Consider the following 21,430-nt stretch of genomic DNA (forward strand, 5'->3'; position numbering starts at 1 on the left):
TGCACCGCCGCCAGGGGGCCTGCCCCCCACACAGACCGGAAAGACCATGGCTTCCACCACACCCACCCAGATAGACACGGCTCCGCCTGTCTCCAGGAGCAAGGGATCCACCGGCCGCGCCGGTGACAAGATCTTCGCCGGGCTCTCCAAGGGCTCCGGCATCCTGCTGCTGGTGATCATGGCGTCGATCGCCGCCTTCCTCACCTACCGCGCCGTGATCGCCCTGTCGAAGAACGAGGGGAACTTCCTCACCACCTTCGACTGGAACGCGTCGGCCAACCCGCCCGTCTTCGGCATCGCCGTCCTGCTCTTCGGCACCGTCGTCAGCTCGATCATCGCGATGGTCATCGCGGTTCCGATCGCCGTCGGCATCGCCCTGTTCATCTCGCACTACGCGCCGCGCAAGCTGGCCGCCCCCCTCGCCTACGTGGTCGACCTGCTGGCCGCCGTGCCGTCGATCATCTACGGCATCTGGGGCGCCCTCTTCCTCGTCCCGCACCTGGCGGGCCTGAACCTGTGGCTCGACGAGTACCTGGGCTGGACCTACGTCTTCGAGAAGACCCAGATCGGCGTGGCCCGCTCGCTCTTCACCGTCGGCATCCTGCTCGCGATCATGATCCTGCCGATCGTGACCAGCGTCAGCCGCGAGGTCTTCCTCCAGGTCCCGCGCATGAACGAGGAGGCCGCGCTGGCCCTCGGCGCGACCCGCTGGGAGGTCATCCGGATGTCCGTGCTGCCCTTCGGCCGCTCCGGTGTCATCTCCGCCTCGATGCTCGGTCTCGGCCGCGCGCTCGGCGAGACCATGGCCGTCGCGACCGTCCTCTCCCCGAGCTTCCTGATCTCGTTCCACGTCCTGAACCCGGGCGGCGGCACCTTCGCGCAGAACATCGCCGCGAAGTTCGACGAGGCCAACGAGTTCGGCCGGGACGCGCTGATCGCCTCCGGTCTGGTCCTGTTCCTGCTCACCCTGCTGGTCAACGGTGCAGCTCGCCTGATCATCGCTCGCCGCAAGGACTTCTCGGGGGCGAACGCCTGATGAGCCACGCACTCCAGGACCACCGGCCCACCCGGGCCCCCAAGTCCGCCGCCCCCAGCAGCCTCACCCGAGGCGGCCTGCCCCGCTGGGCGCCCACCGGGATCGCGGTCCTCTCGATCGCCCTCGGCAGCGGCACCGGCCTCGTCTTCGATCTCCACAGCAAGGTCCAGTGGGGCCTGATCGCCGCCCTGCTCTTCGTGGTCATCACGTACACCGCCAGCTCGGTGATCGAGAACCGCCGCCAGGCCAAGGACCGCGTCGCGACCTCCGTCGTGTGGGTCTGCTTCGTCCTCGCGGTCGTCCCGCTGCTGTCCCTGATGTGGACGACGATCAGCCGCGGCGTGAAGCTCCTCAACGGCAACTTCCTCAGCCACTCGATGAACGGCGTGACCAGCTTCGACCAGGGCGGCGGCGTCTACCACGCCCTGCTCGGCACCATCGAGCAGGTCGCCCTGGCCACCCTGATCGCCGCGCCCATCGGCCTGCTGACCGCCGTCTACCTGGTCGAGTACGGCAAGGGCTCGCTCGCCAAGGCCGTGACCTTCTTCGTCGACGTCATGACCGGCATCCCCTCCATCGTCGCGGGCCTGTTCATCCTGACGACCTGGAACCTGATGCTCGGCTTCGGCCCCTCCGGCTTCGCCGGCGCCATGGCCCTGTCGATCCTGATGATGCCCGTCGTGGTCCGCTCCACCGAGGAGATGCTCAAGCTCGTCCCGAACGAGCTGCGCGAGGCCGCCCTGGCCCTCGGTGTGCCGAAGTGGCGCGTGATCCTCAAGGTCGTGCTCCCCACCGCCATCGGCGGCATCTCCACCGGCGTCATGCTGGCAGTGGCCCGCATCGCCGGTGAGACCGCGCCGATCATGCTGCTGGTCTTCGGATCCCAGCTCATCAACGGCAACCCCTTCGAAGGCGCCCAGTCCTCGCTCCCCCTCTACATCTGGGAGCAGTACAAGGTCGGCAGTGAAGCCTCCTACGACCGGGCATGGGCCGCAGCGCTCGTCCTGATCGCCTTCGTCATGATCCTCAATCTGGTGGCCCGCGGCATCGCCCGCTGGAAGGCCCCGAAGACCGGTCGCTGAGGCGACCACCGAAAGCGAAGTGACCCTCATGGCCAAGCGAATCGACGTCAGCGGACTGTCCGCCTTCTACGGCAGCCACAAGGCCATCGACGACATCTCGATGACCGTGGAGCCCCGCTCCGTGACGGCCTTCATCGGCCCGTCCGGCTGCGGCAAGTCCACCTTCCTGCGCACCCTGAACCGCATGCACGAGGTCACCCCCGGTGGCCGCGTCGAGGGCAAGGTGCTCCTGGACGACGAGAACCTGTACGGCGCCGGCGTGGACCCCGTCGCGGTCCGCCGCACGGTCGGCATGGTGTTCCAGCGCCCGAACCCCTTCCCCACCATGTCGATCTTCGACAACGTGGCGGCGGGCCTGCGCCTGAACGGCTCCTTCAAGAAGTCCGAGCTCGCGGACATCGTGGAGAAGTCCCTCCAGGGCGCCAACCTCTGGAACGAGGTCAAGGACCGCCTGAACAAGCCCGGCTCCGGCCTCTCGGGCGGCCAGCAGCAGCGTCTGTGCATCGCCCGCGCCATCGCGGTCGAACCGCAGGTCCTGCTGATGGACGAGCCCTGCTCGGCCCTCGACCCGATCTCCACCCTCGCCATCGAGGACCTCATCGGCGAGCTGAAGGAGCGCTTCACGATCGTCATCGTGACGCACAACATGCAGCAGGCGGCCCGCGTCTCGGACCGCACCGCCTTCTTCAACCTCTCGGCGGTCGGCCGGCCCGGCAAGCTCATCGAGCTCGACGACACGGACCGGATCTTCTCGAACCCGTCCGTGCAGGCGACCGAGGACTACATCTCCGGCCGCTTCGGCTGAGCCGCGGGATGTGACAGACGTCCTGCGGTGCTGCATGGCGGTGCCACCGCAAGGCGAAAGAAAGAAAAGGGCCGGCTCCCCCTGGGTGGGGGGAGCCGGCCCGCTTTCGTCCGTCAGGATTCCCGGCCTAGACGAAGGCCAGGTTCACGATCCAGAAACTGACCGCCGCGACCAGGGCCGCGGCCGGCATGGTGATGAACCAGCCCAGGATGATGTTCTTGGCGACGCCCCAGCGCACCGCGTTCACCCGCTTGGTCGCACCCACACCCATGATCGCCGAGGTGATCACGTGCGTGGTGGAGATCGGCGCGTGGAAGAGGAACGCCGAGCCGAACATGATCGAGGCGCCGGTGGTCTCGGCCGCGAAGCCCTGCGGCGGGTCCAGCTCGATGATCTTGCGGCCGAGGGTACGCATGATGCGCCAGCCGCCCGCGTACGTACCCAGCGACAGCATCACGGCACACGCGACCTTGACCCAGATCGGGATCGCGGCGTCGGCCGCCTGCACGTCGGCGATGACCAGCGCCATCACCACGATGCCCATCGTCTTCTGGGCGTCCTGGAGGCCGTGGCCCAGCGCCATCGCCGCCGCCGAGACGGTCTGCGCGATACGGAAGCCGCGCTTCGCCTTGTGCGGATTGGCCCGGCGGAAGATCCACAGGATGACCACCATCACCAGGTAGCCGGCCACCAGGCCGACGACCGGGGAGATGAACATCGGGATGACGACCTTCTCGACCACGCCGTCCCACAGCACGCCGATGCCACCGGCCAGCGCCGCGCCCACCATGCCGCCGAACAGCGCGTGCGAGGAGGACGAGGGCAGGCCGAAGTACCAGGTGATCAGGTTCCAGACGATCGCGCCGACCAGCGCCGCGAACAGGATCCACATCCCCCGGTTGCCCTCGGGCGTCTCGATCAGGCCCTTGCTGACCGTCTTGGCGACCCCGCTGCCCAGGAAGGCTCCGGCGAGGTTCATCACGGCCGCCATGGCCAGCGCCGCGCGCGGGGTCAGCGCCCGCGTCGAGACGGAGGTCGCGATCGCGTTCGCGGAGTCGTGAAAACCATTCGTATACGTAAAGCCGAGCGCGACGCCGATGGTCACGACCAGAGCGAAGGTGTCCACGAGGTTCAGGACTCCTTGACCGCGATGGTCTCCACCGTGTTCGCAACGTGCTCGAACGCGTCGGCCGCCTCTTCGAGCACGTCGACGATCTGCTTGAGCTTCAGCACCTCGATGGCGTCGTACTTGCCGTTGAAGAGCTGGGCGAGCAGCTTGCGGTGGATCTGGTCGGCCTGGTTCTCGAGGCGGTTGACCTCGATCCAGTACTCGGTGAGGTTGTCCATCGTCCGCAGGTGCGGCATGGCCTCGGCGGTCAGCTCTGCCGCGCGCGCCAGCACCTCGATCTGCTGCTCGACGCCCTTGGGCAGCTCCTCCACGTTGTAGAGGACGACCAGGTCGACCGCCTCCTCCATGAAGTCCATGATGTCGTCGAGCGACGAGGCGAGGTTGTAGATGTCCTCGCGGTCGAACGGCGTGATGAAGGAGGAGTTCAGCTGGTGGAAGATCGCGTGGGTGGCGTCGTCTCCCGCGTGCTCGGCAGCCCGCATCCGCTCCGCGATCTCGGCTCGGGCGGAAGAGTCCGCTCCGAGCAGTTCCATCAGGAGCTTGGAGCCCGTGACGATGTTGTCCGCGGAGGCGGCGAACATGTCGTAGAAGCTCGTCTCCCTGGGGGTCAGACGAAATCGCACGTGAGGTCCTCGGGGTGCATTGGATTCGGTCAGGCTGATGCTAGGCGCATCCCCCGGCCACGGCTAACCGGCGGTTCCCCAGTGTCCTCCATCAGGCAGAGTGACGAGGAACGACCCCTGCCGGCGCGGGCAGGGCCCGGTACCCTATACCCACGCGGGGTATGCACCCCTCGTTCCGGACCACGGGAGGACGCATGACGACCATCGAGGCGGAGGGCTCCCACGACGGCGGCGCCGTCCACGGATACCACCACCAGAAGGACGAGCACCTCAAGCGGCTGCGCCGGATCGAGGGCCAGATCCGGGGCCTGCAGCGGCTCGTCGACGAGGACGTCTACTGCATCGACATACTCACGCAGGTCTCGGCGAGCACGAAGGCGCTCCAGTCCTTCGCGCTCCAGCTGCTGGAGGAGCACCTGCGCCACTGCGTCGCGGACGCGGCCGTGAAGGGCGGCACGGAGATCGACGCGAAGGTCGAGGAGGCCACCAAGGCCATCGCCCGCCTCCTGCGCACCTGACGGCGCACCCCGCGCACCGGACGTACCGGACCGCGCACCGGCCCCGGACACGGCGATCAGCCGGACCAGAGGCCCATCAGCACCTCGTCGATCCGGTCCTGGCTCAGCCGCTCCTCGGCAGCTGCCGAGGCCGCGATGATCAGCTCACCGCACAGCTCGATCTCGGCGAGCGCCACATGATCCTGCACCGTCGTACCGCCTGCGGGAGTCACGCGTGTCACCTCAATCTGCCGTCTTCGGTCGTCGGCGCTCGGTTTCCCAGCGTAGGGAGGACGGGGCGCACGGCGCATGACACGGATGGACCATTTCCGGCTGCCCCTCCACCGGACCGGTGGCCGGACACGGCCCGGCCGCACCGCTACTCGGCGATCTTCCCGGCGTAAATGTCCCCGCTTGCGGGCAATACGACGGTCACCGGCGTCCCGAATCCGTACAGCAGCGTGGTGGACGAGACATCGATCACGCCATTGTTGACGTACGTGAAACGGTGGCGGACCTTCCGCAGCCGCCCCTCCTCGTCCAGGTACGCGTCGAACGGCACGGTGTCCGTGCTGAACCCTTTCGCCGCCGCCTCCAGCGCCCCCCGGGCCGCCGCCGACGCGTTCCCCGCGGCCCGCGCGATGTCGGTGGTCCCCCGGTAGTGCCGCACCTTCGTGCCGGCCACCTCGGTCTCCCCGACGTACGTCACCTCCCGCGCGCCCCGCAGCAGCTCGGCCGCGACCAGCGGATCGGTGGCACCGCCCGTGACCAGGTTCCCGTCGGCGAGGGTCGTCGTGTCGACACGGACCCACTTGTCGTCGGGGACGCCCGCGCCCCGGTTCTTCATGTAGAGCGCGCCGGGCACCAGCAGCTCGGTGATGGGCCGGTGCTCGGCCTGGCCCTTCACGTCGGCCGGGAGCATGACCAGCAGCTGGCCCATCCGGTTCTTGAAGTCGACCCCGCCCTCGCCGCGGATCGTGACCCTGGTCCCGCCGGTGGCCATCTCCATGGCCGTACGGGCCCGGGCGCTGCCCGTCCTCATCAGCGCGTCGGCGGCCCCGCGGACCACCGCCGCCGCGTCCGCGGGGGGCCGGTCGTCGCTGCCGGCGCCCGCGCACCCGCCCATCGCCGTGACCGCGAGGGCGACGCCGACGGCGAACACCGCCTCACCCGCACGCTCGCGCCGCCGCCTGTGCTGGTGCACCACCATCGCCTGCCAACCCCCAACGCATGACCGCTGTTTGCCCGAGGCCCCCACCCGCTCCGGTTAACGAGGTCAGGGGTTTCCCGTCACGGCCCGAGGTACTCCCCGCACCGGCCGCGACCCGGGTACCGTGGGAGACGTGGAACCGCACACCAGAGCGCCCCTTGCCCTTCCGCTTCCCTCGTCGCCTCCGGTCCCCTCCTCCCTCCCGCTTCCCGCCGCCGTGCCGCACCAGCCGCAGGCCGGGAGGCACGCCGAATCCGCGCACACCACCTCGACCGCCGACCGCGGATCGTTCTGCCTGGCCGTCTGCAGCTGCGGATGGAAGGGCCCGGCCCGCCGCTCCCGCGACCTGGCCCGCAAGGACGCCGTCCGGCACAGCGCGGGATAGCCGGGGCGGCCTGCACGGCCTGCACGGCCTGGACCACCGCGGGTAGCCCGTTCGGACGGCCCGGCTGGCCGGGGCGCGCCGGAGCGGATGCCCTGGACTCATGCCAGGACCCGCAGCCCGCGTCGCCGCCCTTCTCTGGGCCCTGCTCCTCTCGCTGACCCCGGCTGCCGCGGCCTGGGCCCGGCCGGTCGGCTCGGCGGACGGCCCGGCCGACGTGGCCCTGGCCATAGGGCTCACCACCGCGGCGGCCGTGATCACCGGCCTCTGGCTGCGCTCCCGCTACCGCCGCGACGCCCGGCCCGACCCCGACGGCGGCGACCGGTGACGCCCCGGCCCCGCCCGGCGGCGGTGCGCCTGTGCTTCGGCGCGGCAGGGCTGTGCCTGGTGGCGGCGCTGCTGCTGGCCGTATGGGATTCGTACGGGGCGTGACGTCCGGGGGCCTCGGCGGTTGCCCGGTGCCGGGGCCGCGACCCGGCGGATCTCCGCCCTAGGCCGCGAGGTCGCTCTCGTGCGGACGCTGTCCGGCCGGCGGGGTCTGGGGCTGCGCCAGGCCGACCGGCCGGGGCAGCCGCCGCCCCTTGGCCCGTACGAGGCGCCGCAGGCGCGGGCAGCCGGCCACCGCACGCACCACCGGGGTCAGCAGCGCCATCGCGAGCGGCCCGAGCACCAGGACGACGGCGGTGCCGAGCGCGAACCCGCCGATCACGTCCGTGGGGTAGTGGGCCCCCGCGTACACGCGGCAGGCGCCTTCGAGGACGGCCAGTGCGATCCCGATGAGCCCGGTCCTGCGGTGGGCGACGAACAGGCCGACGCCCAGGGCCATCGCGAGGGCGGCGTGGCCGCTGACGAAGGAGAACTCGGCGCCCGAGAGTTCGGCTCCGAACCGCGGCCCGGGACCCGTGTCGAGCACCTGGAGCCCTTCGTGCTCGCGGAACGGCCGCGGCCGTCCCACGAGTTCGCGCAGCGGCGCGTTCACGAGCAGCGCCAGCCCGGCGGCCAGCGGGGCCCACACCAGCGCCGCGAAGGACTCGACGGCCGTGCTCTCGTCCTGGCGGCGGGCGCCGCGCCAGCACCACAGGACCAGCAGCACCAGGGCCAGCGGGATCCCGTACTCACCGACCAGGCCGACCGCCCGGTCCACCCAGTCCGGCGCGCGCAGGGCCAGTCCGTTGATCTCGTACAGCAGGCTGACATCCACATTCGGCCCACCGGTCGTGAGTCCAGCCATGGTGATGCGGCCCCTTGCCCTTGCCGTGGTTCCCCTGCGGGCGCACGCCGGTGTGCGCCCCTTCGCCCCCCGCTTGATCAGCCCCCGTGTCCATGGAACGCCCGTTCTGGCAACTACGTTCCACTCTCCACCGAATGATCACTCCAACGTTATCGAAGAGAGACTCGTCGTCGCAGCTCAGGGCCTTGGCTTAACGCAGCGTGGCTAGGGCGACTTGCTCGCTCCGGCACGCTCCGGAAGGGCCTCCGCACCGTCCTTCGTCACGCGCGTCGCGCCGAAGTAGTCGGGAGTGTCGATCTTGTCGAAGCGGATCACGGCGCCGGTGTACGGGGCGTTGATCATGTAGCCGCCGCCCACGTAGAGGCCGACGTGCCGGATCTCCCGAGAATTCGTCAGATCATCGGAGAAGAACACCAGGTCACCGGGGAGCAGTTGGTCGCGCGAGGGGTGCGGGCCGGCGTTGTACTGGTCGTTCGCCACGCGCGGCAGCGTGATCCCCACGGTCTCGTACGCGGCCTTGGTCAGCCCCGAGCAGTCGAACCGCCCGTCCTGGTCGGGCGTTCCGTTGCCACCCCACAGGTAGGGCGTGCCGAGCTGCTTCTGCGCGAAGTAGATGGCCCCGGCGGCCTGTTGCGAAGGCGCGACCCGGCCGACCGGCCGGGCGAAGCTCTTCGCCAGGGTCGTGATCGTCTTCACGTAGCCCTGGGTCTCCTTGTACGGCGGCACGCCCCCGTACTTGATGACCGCGTAGGCCCCCGCGTTGTAGGCGGCCAGCATGTTCGACGTCGCGTCACCCGGCACGCCCGCCACGTCCTTGGACAGCTCGCAGTCGTACGAGGCCGCCGAGGGGATCGCGTCGCTCGGGTCCCAGATGTCCCGGTCCCCGTCCCCGTCCCCGTCGATGCCGTGACCCGCCCACGTACCCGGGATGAACTGCGCGATGCCGCGCGCGTCCGCCGGGCTGACGGCACTAGGGTTCCAGCCGCTCTCCGAGTACAGCTGCGCGGCGAGCAGCGCCGGCGTGATCGCGGGGCACAGGTTGCCCCACTTCTCCACCATCGCCTGGTACTTGGCGGGCACCGCCCCCTTCGCGAGGCCGACGGCACGGCCGCCCGCCCCGGCGGCCCCGACCAGGCCCGCGGCGGCCGAGTACGTCCCCACGACGAGCAGCGCCACGAAGGTCAGACACAGCCCGATCCCGATCCCACCGGCCATCCAGAATCTGCGCACCCGTCAACCCTCCCCCATTCCCGTCACTTCAACGTGTGATTCGGCCGTGTCGCATGTCCCACTGCCCCCCTCGGAAACCCGAACAGGCGATGCGGGCGCACCCCACCGCCTCATCCTCGACGCGACCGGAGCGCACCGTCCAGTCCGCACGGGCGGCGGACGGAGGCGGGCGGGCGCACGCCCTACCGCGGAGCGACGAACAGACTCTGCGCGCTGCGCCCGATGGGGCCCTTCTCATCGTGCAGCCGGGCGTCGACGAGCCCGATACCGGCCGCATCCACGCTCGTACGGGATTCCACGCAGGCCCATTCACCGACCGGATGGCGGTGCAGATGGACCGTCAGGTCACCGTTGAGGAAGACGAACCGGTCGAAGTCCAGCACCGAGCTGATGCCGTTGCCGGAATCGGCGGCGACCAGCACCCGGTCCAGCGGCCGGGGCTCCTCCCCGGCGACGAGCGGCACCCTCATCCGCATCCAGCAGGTGCCGGGGCCGAGCTCCACGAAGGCCCCCTCCGTGAAACGGGCCTCCATGGCCGTGTGGTAGCCGATCTCCCAGGGCACCGGGAAGAACGGCACCGCCCCGGCCTCCCCTGGCGGCGGCAGCTGCGGACCCGGCGCCACGGCCGGCACCGCCTCCTCGGCCACCCGGATGCGCAGGGCCCGCGCCACCATCACCGGCGCGGCCCCGCCCGCAGGGGTGAGGGAGGCCTCGACCACCTCGGTACCGCGGCCCGCCCGGAGCACGCCGGTGGTGATCTCCAGCGCGCCGATCGGCACCGGCCGCAGGATCTCGTACGTGATCCGGGCGACCCGCATGCCGGCGCGGGCCCCCGGCCGCTCCTCCACGGCCCGCCCGAGCAGGGCGGCCGGCGGACCGGCGTGCTGCGAGCCCGGGTCCCACGGCCCCCGCGTGTACTCCGTGGCCAGGAACCGGCCGTCGTCCACCCGCTCGAAGAACCCCTCCGCAGCACCCATGACCCGAACGCTACCGACAGGTAACCGCGGCCACCAGCCCTTGCCCGATCACCGGGCAGCCATCAACCGGACGATCACCGGGCGAACCCCAGCCCCACGCCCAGCCCCACCAGCACCGAGCCGATGGCCCGGTTCAGCGCCTTCTGCGCCTTCAGCATCCGGTCCCGCAGCCGGGAGGTGGAGAAGAACAGCGCCACCGCCCCGAACCAGCCCAGGTGCGCCACCGACATGAACAGCCCGTAGCCGGCCTGCTGCCACACCGGGGTGCCCGGGTTGACCACCTGGGTGAAGGTCGACACCACGAACAGCGTCGTCTTCGGGTTGAGCACATTGGTCAGGAACCCCGACCGCATCGCCCCGAGCCGGGTCAGCTGCGGCTTGGACTCCAGATCCACGGCGACCTCGGCCCGCGCCCTGAACGTACGTATCCCGATCCACACCAGATAGGCCGCGCCCGCCAGCTTGATCACGGTGAAGAGGGTGGTGGAGGAGGCGATCAGCAGACCGACCCCGAGCATCGTGTAGGAGACGTGGACCAGGACACCGGCCGCGACCCCGGCGGCGGCGAACAGCCCGGTGGGCCGCCCGTACAGGTAGCTGTTGCGGACCACCATGGCGAAATCCGCGCCGGGACTGATCACGGCGAGCACGGTGATGACGGCGACTGCGATCACTTCTGTCATGGCCCGATGCTCACCGCCCGCCGCTCCCGGATCAACCCCGTCCGCTCCGCACGCGCTTGAGGAACGACCTCGCCCGGATGCGGCTCACGCCCCCCGACCGGTGACAATGGGAAGCGTGCCCGAGCGTCTCCCCCTCCTTCCCGTCCTCCAGGCCGACTGCGCGAACTGCTTCGCGCTGTGCTGCGTCGCCCTCCCCTTCGCCAAGTCCAACGACTTCGCCGTGAACAAGCCCGCCGGAACCCCCTGCACGAACCTCCGGGACGATTTCCGCTGCGGGATCCACACCCGGCTGCGCGACACGGGCTTCCAGGGCTGCACCGTCTTCGACTGCTTCGGGGCGGGCCAGCAGGTGTCCCAGGTCACCTTCGGCGGCCGGGACTGGCGGACCAGCCCGGAAACCCGGGCGGAGATGTTCGACGTCTTCCCGGTGATGCGGCAGCTGCACGAGCTGCTCTTCTACACGGCCGAGGCCCTGACCCTCCCGCCCGCCGCTCCGCTGCACCCCCAGCTCCGCGAGGTCCTCGCGGAAACCGAGGAGTGCACCCGCGCGGACGCGGCCACCCTCGCGGACCTGGACGTCGGCGCCCTCCGCCAGAAGATCAACACGCTGCTCCTGAAGACCAGCGAGCTCGTACGGGCCAAGGTGCCGGGCCGCAAGAAGAACCACCGCGGAGCCGACCTGATGGGCGCCCGCCTCTCCGGCGCGGACCTGCGCGGAGCGAACCTGCGCGGCGCCTACCTGATCGCCGCCGACCTCAGCCGCGCCGACCTCCGCACGGCCGACCTCATCGGCGCGGACTTCCGCGACGCCAACCTCCGCGACGCGGACCTCCGCCACGCCCTCTTCCTCACCCAGCCCCAACTCAACGCAGCCCAAGGCACCCCCACCACCCGCATCCCCCCACACCTCACCCACCCCACCCACTGGACCTAACCCAGACCCACCAACTCATCCCGCCCCACCGACTCATCCAGTCCCCGCCGGCTCATCCAGGCCCCGCCGACCAATCCCGACCCCGCCCGACTCATCCCGCCCCCGCCCGGCACAATCCAGCCCCGCCGGCGTTTGAGGCGCGGGGTCTGGGGCGGAGCCCCAGGTCTTTCCAGCCCCGCCGGCGTTTGAGGCGCGGGGGCCCGGGGGCGGAGCCCCCGCAACGGCGCCGCACCCGGCAACGGCCGGGGGGCTACACCCGAGCCAAGAACCCCCGCACGGCGGCATAAAAACCCTCCGCATCCCCCCTCCGCACCCAGTGCCCCGCCGGCAGCTCAACCATCCGCACCCCCGCCCTCCGCACCGTCATCTCCCGCGCGTGCTCCCCCGACAGCACCCCGCTCCGATCCCCCCGCACCAGCAGCGTCGGCCGCCGCACCGCCAGCCAGTCCCCCCAGTGGTCCCCGTTCAGCCCCCGCTGCGACTCCACCACGTCCTCCACGGCGCACGCGGCCCCCCACCCGTCCGCGTACTCCCGCAAGGCCCCCGCCAGGTACGGCGCCGCACTCCCCACCCCCGCCAGGAACCCGGCCGCGGTGGCCGCCCGCCGCGGCCACTCCCGCGCGTACGACAGGTCGCCGTCCACGACCGCCCCGATGTCTTCGACGACCACCGCCCGCACCAGATCCGGCCGCCGCGCCGCGAGCTGATACGCGTTGACCCCGCCCAGCCCGTGCCCCACCACCACCGCCGGCCCCAGCCCCAGGTGCTCCAGAACGGCCGCGGCATCCGCCACGTACCCCTCGCGCGCATAAGCGTCGGCCCGGTCCGACTCCCCGTGCCCCCGCTGGTCGAGCGCGATCACCCGCCACCGGGGACCCACCTCCCGCGCCAGGTCCCCGAAGCTCCTGCCGTCCTGGAAGTGCCCGTGCAACGCCAGCAGCGGCGCCCCCGGACCACCGAAGTCCGTATAGGCCAGCCGCCGCCCGTCCGGCATCCGCACCACCCCCGGCAACGGCCCCAGCTTGTCGATGACCCTCCGGCGCAGCAGCTGGTACTCCTCCCAGCGCCGCGGCAGCCGCCCGCCCGGCCGCTTCCCCATCAGCCGCCCCGCCGTCACCGTCTGCCCGCGCCGGAACTGCTCCCGCGTCAGATCGACCTGTATGCCGCCCGGCATGACGTTCCAACAGTGGAAACCGTGCTGCTCCCCGTCCAGCCAGACCTCGCCGACCATCAGCTCGCCGCCGACTATGTCCTGCACCACCAGCGCCGTGATGTCGCACTGCCCCCAGGCCGGGTTGTCGGCGGTCCAAGGCGCCCGCTCCACATCATCCGGCGAGCACGTCTCGGCCGACCATCCTGCCCGGATGGCCGCCTCCACATCGGCAAGGCTCCACGGAGTCGTCGTCATGCCCCCAGCGTGCCCCACCCCACTGACAACGCCCGTGCACCCAGCAGCCTGACGCAATATCAGACAAACCTCACCGACACGGCCCAACGGCACACCCACCACTGCGCCGAACGGCGGCCCCTCCACTCACCCCCCGCACGCCGGGACGGCAATCATTGCCCGGCGTCACCCCCCGTGATACACAGAGTGACCATACGTTCTTTCGCATACACCCCGCACCTGCGCAGGTCAGAGCACAGGCACGGGACGCGGGCCGGGAGATCGGGTAAAGAGAGCCGTCAAGTCGACGACGGCGGCGGTTTCATCAGCGAAGATAGTGCGTGACCCCTGCCGTCGGGCACGGGCTTCCGGAACTACCCATACAGGGGCGGTGAGTTACATGATCCTGGCAGCCGAAAAGGGCGACATCACCACCATCATCGGCGGAATCGCCCCGAACTGGGGGCCGTTCGGCAGTCTCGGCAACGAAGCGAAGGTCATGATCGAGGTGGTCATGGCCGTAGCGATCCTCCTCTGCCTCGGCATCGCCATCTGGGGCGCGGCCAAACAGCGCATCGGCGCGACCGCCCTGCGCGACACGTTCAGCGCGGAACAGGGCAAGGGCCTGATCGTGGCCGGCCTCACGGGCGTCTTCATCATCGGCTCCCTGGGCACGCTCTTCACCATCGTCTACGGAATGGCCGTCTAGCCGGGCCACCGCGGCCGTACCTGATCAGCAATCACCACACCGCACCTACGCGGGAACCAGCACTACCGTCGTACGACGCGGAGGGGGCCGAAACGGAATGAGCAGCGAGGACCAGTACGGCGGCACGGGCCAGACCCGTACCCGCCTCCCGGACTCCCCCGCCGACCCGTACGGCCCCACCCGCCGCTCCCCACGCACCCCCCGCAGCCTGATCACGGTGGTCGGCGTGGTCGTCCTCCTGATCGCGGCCATCGCGTTCGCGAACCAGGGCCCGGACAACCCGGCCTCCCCCCCGACCGACAACGCCCCGTCCTCGTCCTCCACGACCCCCACGGGCACCACCCCGGTCACGGGCAAGAACGGCACCATCCCCAGAGGCTTCGCCCACGACGAACAGGGCGCCCAGTCGGCCGCGGCCAACTACGCCGTGGTCCTGGGCTCCGACGGGATGTTCAAGAAGAACAGCCGGAACGCCATCGTGGACGGGATTTACACGCCCGAGGCCGGACAGCAGCTGAAGGGTCCACTGGACCAGGCGTACTCGGCCGCTTTCCTCAGCCAGATGGGACTGGACGCCAACGGCAACGCTCCGCAGGGCAGCGTCTTCGTCTCCCGGACCATTCCCGTCGGCACCAAGGTCGAGAACTACAGTCCCGCCGCCGCCAAGGTGTCCGTCTGGTACATGGGCCTCATCGGCATGTCCGGCCCCCAGTCCACCGACCCCGTGCGGACCGTGTGGAAGACCTGGACGTTCACGCTGTCTTGGACCGGTGACGACTGGAAGGCCGTCGCCGACGACCAGACCGACGGCCCCGCTCCGGTGCCCGGCGATGTACGGGCCTCCACCTCCGACGACATCAGCAAGGCCATCAAGGACTTCGGAGGGTTCACCTATGCCCGGTAGCCTCCGGCGCACGGCGGGCCTCGTAGCCGCCGCACACCTGGCCTTCGTCGCACTGACCTCCCGCGCCTATGCTGCGCCCACACCCACGCCCACGCCATCGGCGCCGCCCTCGCCGCAGGCGAGCAACGACCCGTGCGACCTCCTCATCGGCCCTGCCAAGCAGTACTGCGAGCGCGGCGAAGGCGCCTCCACCGGCCGCGCCCCGGGCCTCGCCCCCACCGACCCCGCCGACGCCCTCAACCCCCTCGCCTCCCTGGCGAAGGGCTGCGCCGACGCCGCAGCCTGGATCGTCGGCAAGCTCAGCCAGGCGGTCAACGGCACGGCCAACGTCGACTTCACCAACCCCACCTTCCTCAAGCAGTACGCCGTCGTCTTCGCCGCCTCCACCATCCTGACCCTCGTCCTCTGGCTCTTCGCCGTCGCCAAGCGAGCCGTCCGCGGCGTCCCCCTCACCACCGCCCTCTCCGAGGCGATCGGTTTCCTCTGGCTCACCGTCCTCGCCTCCGCCTTCACCCCCCTGATCCTCTACACCGTCGTCTCCGCCACCGACGGCGTCACCGAGGTCATCGCCTCCGCCACCGGCGGGCAGACCGACGTCTTCTTCGGCTCCTTCTCCGAGGCCCTCAAGAAGGGCGACGACATCGGCGGCGGCCCGATCATGCTGATCGTGGTCGCGCTCATCACCGTCCTCGCCGCCGGCATCCTCTTCCTCGAGCTGTTCATCCGGGCCGCGCTCCTCTACGTCGGCGCCCTCCTCGGCGTCGTCGTCTACGCGGGCCTCGTCGACCGGAACCTCTGGGGACACGTCCGCCGCTGGGCGGGCATCATGATCGCCGTCATCCTCGTGAAGCCGGTCATCGTCATCGTCCTCGGCCTCGCCGGAGCCCTCGCCGGCGAGAAGGGCCCCGACGCGTTCTCCGCCGTCGTCACCGGCCTCGCGATCATCCTCCTGGCCATCTTCGCCTCTGCGATGATCTACCGCTTCGTACCCGGCTTCGGCGACGAGATCGTCTCCGCCCGCTCCAACCGCAGCAAAGCCACCGACGGAGCCCAGGCAGCCGCCGTCATCAGCTCCCCCGCCTCCCTCGTCTCGCAGGGCATCAAGACCCACAGCAGCCGCGGCGCCCACCGCGGAGGCGACGGCGGCGGCGGCACGCCCCGCCCCGCCAACCCCCTCTCCGGAGGCGTGGCCGCCCACAGCAGCCGCCCCACCTCCGGCGGCGGGTCCGGCGGCGGATCTGTCCCCTCCGCCGCACCCCCGCCCCGCACGAGCACGAGTTCGAGTACGAGGAACACAGGAGGTGACGGGCGTTGACGACCCAGTCCCACCAGATGCACCCGGTCGCGCCCCGCCGCACGTATCTCATCGGCCGGGCCCGGCCGAACGCGATCGTCGGCAAGAACCGCGAGACCGGCGAGATCGCCCTGATCATCGCCGGGGCGTTCCTCGGCATGATGAGCGGACTGCTCGTCCCCGACCTCACCCTGCGCATCGTCAGCCTCGTCGGCTTCCCCATGCTCGCGCTCGCCGCCGTGTACGTCCCGTACAAGGGCCGCACCTTCTACCGCTGGTTCGAGATCAACCGGAGCTACAAGCGGATCCTGCGGCGCGGTACGACCTACCGCTCGGGCGCCATCGAAGCCGGCGTCCGCGGCTCCGACGGCCGCGAGGTCGAGGTCGGCCCGCCCCCCGGCATCGGCCGCATCAACTGGCTCGCCGCCCCGTTCGGCCCCGACGAGATCGCCGTACTCCTCCACGCCGACCGCAGAACCGTCACCGCCGCCATCGAGATCGAAGGCCCCGGCGTCGGCCTGCGCGACAGCGAGGACCAAGAAGCGCTCGTCGACCGCTTCGGCACCCTCCTCAAGCACGTGGCCAACGGCGACGGCTTCGTCACCCGCCTCCAGATGCTCGCCCGTACGCTGCCCGCCGACCCCGACGCACACGCCAAGGACGTCGCCCTGCGCGGCGACACCCAGGCCCCGGGCTGGCTGCGCGACTCGTACGACCAGCTCCAGTCGATGGTGTCCACCTCCTCCGAGCAGCACCGCGCCTACCTCGTCGCCTGCATGCACTACACCCGCGAGCTCGCCGCCGAGGCCCACACCATCGCCCGCGCCGCCACCCCCCACAAGGGCCGCAGGATGAGCCGCGACGCCGGCCTCGCCATCGTCATGGCCCGCGAGCTCACCGACATCTGCGCCCGCCTCGCGGAAGCCGACATCCGCGTCCGCCAGCCCCTCGGCCAGGGCCGCCTCGCCTCCCTCGTGCACTCCATGTACGACCCGGACCACCCCATCGACCACATCCAGGCCATGACCAAGCGCAACGCCTGGCCCGCCGAACTCGACGCGGTGGAACCCACCTACCTCCAGGCCAAGACCCGCGAGTCCTCCACCCGCGCCCCCTGGTGCCACGCCACCGCGTGGGTGAAGGAATGGCCCATGACGCCCGTCGGCGTCAACTTCCTCGCCCCCCTCCTCGTCCACACCCCCGACGTCATCCGCACGGTCGCCGTCACCATGGACCTGGAACCCACCGAGGTCGCCATCGAGCGGATGCTGACGGAGAAGACGAACGACGAGGCCGACGCCAGCCGCGCCGCCAAGATGAACCGCACCGTCGACCCCCGCGACATCGCCGCCCACGGCCGGCTCGACCAGAGGGGTGAAGATCTCGCCAGCGGCGCTGCCGGGGTCAACCTCGTCGGGTACATCACGGTGTCCTCCCGATCACCCGAAGCCCTCGCCCGCGACAAGCGCACCATCCGCGCCTCCGCCGGCAAGTCCTACCTCAAACTCGAGTGGTGCGACCGCGAGCACCACCGCGCCTTCGTCAACACCTTGCCGTTCGCCACCGGCATCCGACGCTAGCTGGAGGGAAGTGCCGCCCATGCGAGATCCCATGTCCGCGCTGACGGACGCCTTCACCAGCTTCCTCTTCGGCAAGGTCGAGACCACGCGCCTGCCCGTACGCACCTCCACCGGGCAGGCCCAAGCCGTCTACCTGCCCACCGCCGCCCCCGGGCTCGGCGACTCCGGGGTCATCATCGGACGCGAGGTCTACAGCGGCAAGGGCTACATCTACGACCCCTTCCAGTTGTACGGCCAGCAGCTCCCGGCCCCCCACTGGCTCGTCCTCGGCGAATCCGGCAACGGCAAGTCCGCCCTCGAGAAGACGTACGTCCTGCGCCAGCTCCGCTTCAAGGACCGCCAGGTCGTCGTCCTCGACGCCCAGGGCGAGGACGGCGTCGGCGAGTGGAACCTCATCGCCCAGCAGCTGGGGATAACCCCCATCCGCCTGGACCCCATCGCCGCCAACGACGACGGGATCCGCCTCAACCCCCTCGACCCGGCGATCACCACGACCGGCCAGCTCGCCCTGCTCCGCACCATCATCGAGGTGGCGATGGGCCACGGACTCGACGAGCGCGCCGGCTTCGCCCTCAAGGTCGCGCACGCCTACGTCGTCGACACCATCCGCGACCGCCAGCCCGTCCTCACCGACATCGTCGAGCAACTGCGCCACCCGGAAGCCGAATCGGCGCTCGCCATGAACGTCGACATAGACGATGTCCGCGCCTGGGGCCTCGATGTCGCGCTCGTCCTGGACCGCCTGGTCGACGGCGACCTCCGCGGCATGTTCGACGGCCCCACGACCGTCGGCATCGACCTTGACGCGCCGCTGATCGTCTTCGACCTCTCCCACATCGACCGCAACTCCATCGCGATGCCGATCCTCATGGCGATCGTCGGCGTCTGGCTGGAACACACCTGGATCCGGCCCGACCGCAAGAAGCGCATCTTCCTGGTCGAAGAGGCCTGGCACATCATCAACAGCCCGTTCGTCGCCCAGCTGTTCCAGCGTCTCCTGAAGTTCGGCCGCCGCCTCGGCCTGTCCTTCGTCGCCGTCGTCCACCACCTGTCCGACGTCGTCGACGGCGCGGCCGCACGCGAAGCCGCAGCCATCCTCAAGATGGCCTCCACCCGTACGATCTACGCCCAGAAGGCGGACGAAGCCCGCGCCACCGGCCTGGTCCTGGGGCTTCCCCGCTGGGCCGTGGAAATCATCCCGACGCTCACCCCGGGCATCGCCGTCTGGGACGTCAACGGCAACGTGCAGGTGGTCAAACACCTGATCACCGAGGCCGAACGCCCCCTCGTCTACACCGACCGCGCCATGACCGAGTCCTCCGCCCCCGACCGGCTCCACGACGACATGCTCGCCGCCGAACTCGAAGCGGAGGAACGCGCCCTGTCCATCGAACGCAGCCGCGGCAACGGCGGCCCGGGTTCCGCGACCACGGTGGCCTGACCATGCACGACGCACGACGTACGGAGCCCCCCGCCCGCGCCGGGGGCGTCCCGGACGGCCTGCTGATCGGCCTGCTGGCCTTCCTCCTCGGCCTCGCCGTCCTGGTCTGGTCGGCCACCGGCCTCGCCGCCTTCTTCGCGAAGGGCGCCTGGCCGGACACCGTCACCTTCACCCGCACCCCGGACGCCGTCCGCGCCCTGATAGCGCAACCGCACGACGTGCCGGGCGCCTGGCCCGACACCGACCCGGCGGCCCTCTCCGGCTGGGGCCTGTTCTGGGGCCTGTTCCTCAGCCAGCTCCTGGTGCTGTTCGTCCTCACCGTCTTCGCGATCGGCGTGATCGCCCGCACCAAATCCCGCCGCGCCCTCGCCAGGCAGGCCGCACAAAACCCCGTACCGCAGGCCGGGCCGCAGCCCCCCGTCCCCGAGCAGCCCCACATCCCGGTCCCTGCACCGGCACCTGCGCCGACACCCGCACCGGCCCCTGCACCGGCACCCGCCCAGCACCACCCGGCCCGCCCCCTGCACCGGTCCGCGGACGACGCCCCCCGCTACGGCTTCGCCCATGCCCCCGGGGGTCCGCCCGGACTCCGCTCGGAGGAGCCAGAGGCGCTCGAGGCGCCGGGTCCGGGGCGGAGCCCCGGCAACGGCGCCCGGCCGGCCCCCGCCACCACGGCGCCGCAGGCCCGTCTCGCGTACGGCGGCCCGAACGAACGGTTCCGCGCGGCAGCGGACCGCATCCGCGAGGCCGAAGGCGCGACCCTGGTCGTGACGTCCTCGCCGACCCTGTGGGCCGAGACCAAGGACGCCCGCGCCAAACTCGGCCCGGTCCTCCTCTACGACCCCTCGCACCTGTGTGACACCCCTGCTCGCATGCACTGGAACCCGGCGGAGGGCTGCGCCGACCGCGAGACCGCAGCTGCCCGCGCCATCGCCCTGCTGGCCCCCGTACGCCCGCAGGCCCGCATGGACGCCGCGGTCGCCGACACGGCGGAAACGCTCCTGCGCAGCTGGCTCCAGGCGGCCGCCCTCGAAGAGCGTCCTTTCAAGCAGCTTCACCGCTGGGCCCAGGGCAACGGCGCCCAGGACCCGGTCCGTATCCTGCGCACCCACCCCCGGGCGGCCCCCGGGGCCGCGGGCGAGCTGGAGAGCGCACTCACCGCCCACCCCGAACGCCGGGAGATGGCCCAGCACCTGACGGCCCGCTCGCTCTCCTGCCTGGCCTCGATCCACATCCGCGAGGCCTGCAATCCGAACCGAACGGATTCCCTCACGCTGGCTTCGTTCGTCACCGAAGGGGGCACCCTCTACATGGTGGGCGAACCTTTGGAAGACCCCCGCACCCACCCGGGTGCGATGCCGCTGCTCACCGCACTCGCCGCTGACGTGGTCGAGCACGGCCGCCGCATGGCCGCACGGTCATCCCACGGTCGGCTCGACCCACCACTCGCCCTGGTCCTGGACGACATCGCGGCGGTCGCCCCGATCCCCCAGCTCCCGGACCTCCTGACGGACGAGACGCTGCCCCTCCTCGCCCTGTGCCGCAGCCGCGAACAGGCCCGCTCCCGCTGGCCCGACGCCGACCTGGCCTAAGGCCTCGGGTACACGTACTCCAGTTCCTTGGCGGACGGATCGGCCGGCACGTGCGCGACCACGCCCGTCGGCTCGAATCCGAACCGCCGGTAGAACGCCTCGGCCCTCGCGTTGTCCGCGTGCACGAAGAGCCGTACGCATTTCAGCGCCGGCTCCTCACACGACCAGGCCCACTCCAGCGCGGCCCGGAAAAGCCCCTCGGCCACCCCGGTCCCCCGCTGCCCCGGCCGCACGAACACGCCGACCAGATGCGCCTGGTCCCGCTCGATGACCTGGTCGAAGATGTCGGTGGTCCCGTTCTCCTCCACGAGCACCGTCACCGACCCGACCCATTCGCCACCGGGCCCCTCGGCGATGAACTGCCGCGCCGCCCGCCCGTGCGAAGCGCCCTCGGCACGCGCCTGCCAGAACGCGTCGGGCCTGCCTTCGGCCTGCTCCACGGTTTCCAGGAACGCGACCGGAGCCGCGGGGTCGTTCAGCGCGGCGATCCGCAGCACCTTGACCTTTTCCCATTCGTCGCCACGTACCGGACGTATCACGTACTGGTTCATGGTCAAGGATCCTAACCACATCGTCCTGGTGGTGAACGCAGAAAAGCCCCGCACCGAACCCGAAAGGGCTGGTGCGGGGCTTCCCGCAATGATTGTTCGGCGGCGTCCTACTCTCCCACAGGGTCCCCCCTGCAGTACCATCGGCGCTGAAAG

The 21,430-nt window shown here is 70.8% G+C and carries 23 protein-coding genes; 13 read left to right on the forward strand and 10 right to left on the reverse strand.

The window, feature by feature from the left end; translation table 11 throughout:
• Window positions 1–46: 46 nt before the first annotated feature.
• Genes pstC through pstB form a run of 3 tightly spaced genes read left to right on the forward strand, consistent with a single transcriptional unit; the run spans window position 47 to window position 2,923 of the window.
• Entirely contained in the window at window positions 47–1,036 is a 990-nt protein-coding gene (pstC, locus tag ACZ6I1_RS16310; RefSeq protein WP_469287597.1) for a phosphate ABC transporter permease subunit PstC, read from the forward strand.
• The gene (pstA, locus tag ACZ6I1_RS16315; protein ID WP_469287599.1) at window positions 1,036–2,118 is read left to right on the forward strand and encodes a phosphate ABC transporter permease PstA; all 1,083 of its coding nucleotides are present in this window, start codon (window positions 1,036–1,038) and stop codon (window positions 2,116–2,118) included. The genes pstC and pstA overlap by 1 nt, the downstream gene beginning before the upstream one ends.
• A gap of 28 nt (window positions 2,119–2,146) precedes the next feature.
• On the forward strand, window positions 2,147–2,923 hold the full coding sequence (pstB, locus tag ACZ6I1_RS16320) for a phosphate ABC transporter ATP-binding protein PstB (RefSeq protein ID WP_469287601.1): 777 nt from the start codon (window positions 2,147–2,149) through the stop codon (window positions 2,921–2,923).
• A 127-nt stretch (window positions 2,924–3,050) separates the two neighbouring features.
• Here the strand turns inward: pstB and ACZ6I1_RS16325 are convergent, their stop codons facing one another.
• Window positions 3,051–4,049, reverse strand: coding sequence for an inorganic phosphate transporter (locus ACZ6I1_RS16325; protein WP_469287603.1), 999 nt, complete (start codon window positions 4,047–4,049; stop codon window positions 3,051–3,053).
• A 5-nt stretch (window positions 4,050–4,054) separates the two neighbouring features.
• Window positions 4,055–4,675: a DUF47 domain-containing protein gene (locus tag ACZ6I1_RS16330; RefSeq protein ID WP_008742369.1), complete on the reverse strand. Its 621-nt coding sequence runs from the start codon at window positions 4,673–4,675 to the stop codon at window positions 4,055–4,057.
• Window positions 4,676–4,869: 194 nt separating this feature from the next.
• On the opposite strand from ACZ6I1_RS16330, the gene ACZ6I1_RS16335 reads away from it, so the two are divergent.
• Window positions 4,870–5,193 (forward strand): metal-sensitive transcriptional regulator, encoded by a 324-nt coding sequence (locus tag ACZ6I1_RS16335; RefSeq protein ID WP_362598499.1) that lies wholly within the window; start codon window positions 4,870–4,872, stop codon window positions 5,191–5,193.
• Between the two features lie 56 nt (window positions 5,194–5,249).
• Here the strand turns inward: ACZ6I1_RS16335 and ACZ6I1_RS16340 are convergent, their stop codons facing one another.
• Together ACZ6I1_RS16340 and ACZ6I1_RS16345 are read right to left on the reverse strand one after the other, a co-directional pair.
• A complete protein-coding gene (locus ACZ6I1_RS16340; RefSeq protein ID WP_469287659.1) occupies window positions 5,250–5,405 on the reverse strand; it encodes a hypothetical protein in 156 nt (51 codons plus the stop codon).
• A 146-nt stretch (window positions 5,406–5,551) separates the two neighbouring features.
• A complete protein-coding gene (locus ACZ6I1_RS16345) occupies window positions 5,552–6,382 on the reverse strand; it encodes an SCO4651 family lipoprotein (RefSeq protein WP_469287605.1) in 831 nt (276 codons plus the stop codon).
• A 133-nt stretch (window positions 6,383–6,515) separates the two neighbouring features.
• On the opposite strand from ACZ6I1_RS16345, the gene ACZ6I1_RS16350 reads away from it, so the two are divergent.
• Both ACZ6I1_RS16350 and ACZ6I1_RS16355 read left to right on the forward strand, forming a co-directional pair.
• On the forward strand, window positions 6,516–6,767 hold the full coding sequence (locus ACZ6I1_RS16350) for a hypothetical protein (protein WP_469287607.1): 252 nt from the start codon (window positions 6,516–6,518) through the stop codon (window positions 6,765–6,767).
• A 100-nt stretch (window positions 6,768–6,867) separates the two neighbouring features.
• Window positions 6,868–7,092 (forward strand): hypothetical protein, encoded by a 225-nt coding sequence (locus ACZ6I1_RS16355; RefSeq protein WP_469287609.1) that lies wholly within the window; start codon window positions 6,868–6,870, stop codon window positions 7,090–7,092.
• A 162-nt stretch (window positions 7,093–7,254) separates the two neighbouring features.
• Here the strand turns inward: ACZ6I1_RS16355 and ACZ6I1_RS16360 are convergent, their stop codons facing one another.
• From ACZ6I1_RS16360 to ACZ6I1_RS16375, 4 genes are all read right to left on the reverse strand, one after another.
• A complete protein-coding gene (locus ACZ6I1_RS16360) occupies window positions 7,255–7,995 on the reverse strand; it encodes a phosphatase PAP2 family protein (protein WP_469287611.1) in 741 nt (246 codons plus the stop codon).
• A 204-nt stretch (window positions 7,996–8,199) separates the two neighbouring features.
• Window positions 8,200–9,210: a C40 family peptidase gene (locus tag ACZ6I1_RS16365; protein ID WP_469287655.1), complete on the reverse strand. Its 1,011-nt coding sequence runs from the start codon at window positions 9,208–9,210 to the stop codon at window positions 8,200–8,202.
• 197 nt (window positions 9,211–9,407) lie between these two features.
• The gene (locus ACZ6I1_RS16370) at window positions 9,408–10,202 is read right to left on the reverse strand and encodes a thioesterase family protein (protein ID WP_469287613.1); all 795 of its coding nucleotides are present in this window, start codon (window positions 10,200–10,202) and stop codon (window positions 9,408–9,410) included.
• Between the two features lie 74 nt (window positions 10,203–10,276).
• Entirely contained in the window at window positions 10,277–10,885 is a 609-nt protein-coding gene (locus tag ACZ6I1_RS16375) for a LysE family translocator (RefSeq protein ID WP_469287615.1), read from the reverse strand.
• 106 nt (window positions 10,886–10,991) lie between these two features.
• Here ACZ6I1_RS16375 and ACZ6I1_RS16380 point away from each other — a divergent pair, with 106 nt between their 5' ends.
• Window positions 10,992–11,819 (forward strand): pentapeptide repeat-containing protein, encoded by an 828-nt coding sequence (locus tag ACZ6I1_RS16380; RefSeq protein ID WP_469287657.1) that lies wholly within the window; start codon window positions 10,992–10,994, stop codon window positions 11,817–11,819.
• A 250-nt stretch (window positions 11,820–12,069) separates the two neighbouring features.
• On the opposite strand, the gene ACZ6I1_RS16385 is transcribed toward ACZ6I1_RS16380, so the two are convergent.
• A complete protein-coding gene (locus ACZ6I1_RS16385) occupies window positions 12,070–13,227 on the reverse strand; it encodes an alpha/beta fold hydrolase (RefSeq protein WP_469287617.1) in 1,158 nt (385 codons plus the stop codon).
• Window positions 13,228–13,606: 379 nt separating this feature from the next.
• On the opposite strand from ACZ6I1_RS16385, the gene ACZ6I1_RS16390 reads away from it, so the two are divergent.
• From ACZ6I1_RS16390 to ACZ6I1_RS16415, 6 genes are all read left to right on the forward strand, one after another.
• Window positions 13,607–13,915: a hypothetical protein gene (locus ACZ6I1_RS16390; protein ID WP_008742356.1), complete on the forward strand. Its 309-nt coding sequence runs from the start codon at window positions 13,607–13,609 to the stop codon at window positions 13,913–13,915.
• A 97-nt stretch (window positions 13,916–14,012) separates the two neighbouring features.
• Window positions 14,013–14,819 (forward strand): DUF8175 domain-containg protein, encoded by an 807-nt coding sequence (locus tag ACZ6I1_RS16395; RefSeq protein WP_469287619.1) that lies wholly within the window; start codon window positions 14,013–14,015, stop codon window positions 14,817–14,819.
• Window positions 14,809–16,134, forward strand: a complete 1,326-nt coding sequence (locus ACZ6I1_RS16400; RefSeq protein ID WP_469287621.1) for a hypothetical protein — start codon at window positions 14,809–14,811, stop codon at window positions 16,132–16,134. The genes ACZ6I1_RS16395 and ACZ6I1_RS16400 overlap by 11 nt, the downstream gene beginning before the upstream one ends.
• The gene (locus ACZ6I1_RS16405) at window positions 16,131–17,693 is read left to right on the forward strand and encodes an SCO6880 family protein (RefSeq protein WP_469287623.1); all 1,563 of its coding nucleotides are present in this window, start codon (window positions 16,131–16,133) and stop codon (window positions 17,691–17,693) included. The genes ACZ6I1_RS16400 and ACZ6I1_RS16405 overlap by 4 nt, the downstream gene beginning before the upstream one ends.
• 19 nt (window positions 17,694–17,712) lie before the next feature.
• Window positions 17,713–19,134 (forward strand): ATP-binding protein, encoded by a 1,422-nt coding sequence (locus ACZ6I1_RS16410; RefSeq protein WP_469287625.1) that lies wholly within the window; start codon window positions 17,713–17,715, stop codon window positions 19,132–19,134.
• Window positions 19,135–19,136: 2 nt separating this feature from the next.
• Entirely contained in the window at window positions 19,137–20,726 is a 1,590-nt protein-coding gene (locus ACZ6I1_RS16415; protein ID WP_469287627.1) for a P-loop NTPase family protein, read from the forward strand.
• Here ACZ6I1_RS16415 and ACZ6I1_RS16420 read toward each other — a convergent pair.
• Window positions 20,723–21,277, reverse strand: a complete 555-nt coding sequence (locus ACZ6I1_RS16420) for a GNAT family N-acetyltransferase (RefSeq protein WP_469287629.1) — start codon at window positions 21,275–21,277, stop codon at window positions 20,723–20,725. The genes ACZ6I1_RS16415 and ACZ6I1_RS16420 overlap by 4 nt on opposite strands.
• Between the last annotated feature and the right edge of the window lie 153 nt (window positions 21,278–21,430).

The sequence above is a fragment of the Streptomyces sp. NPDC046303 genome (assembly GCF_055588085.1).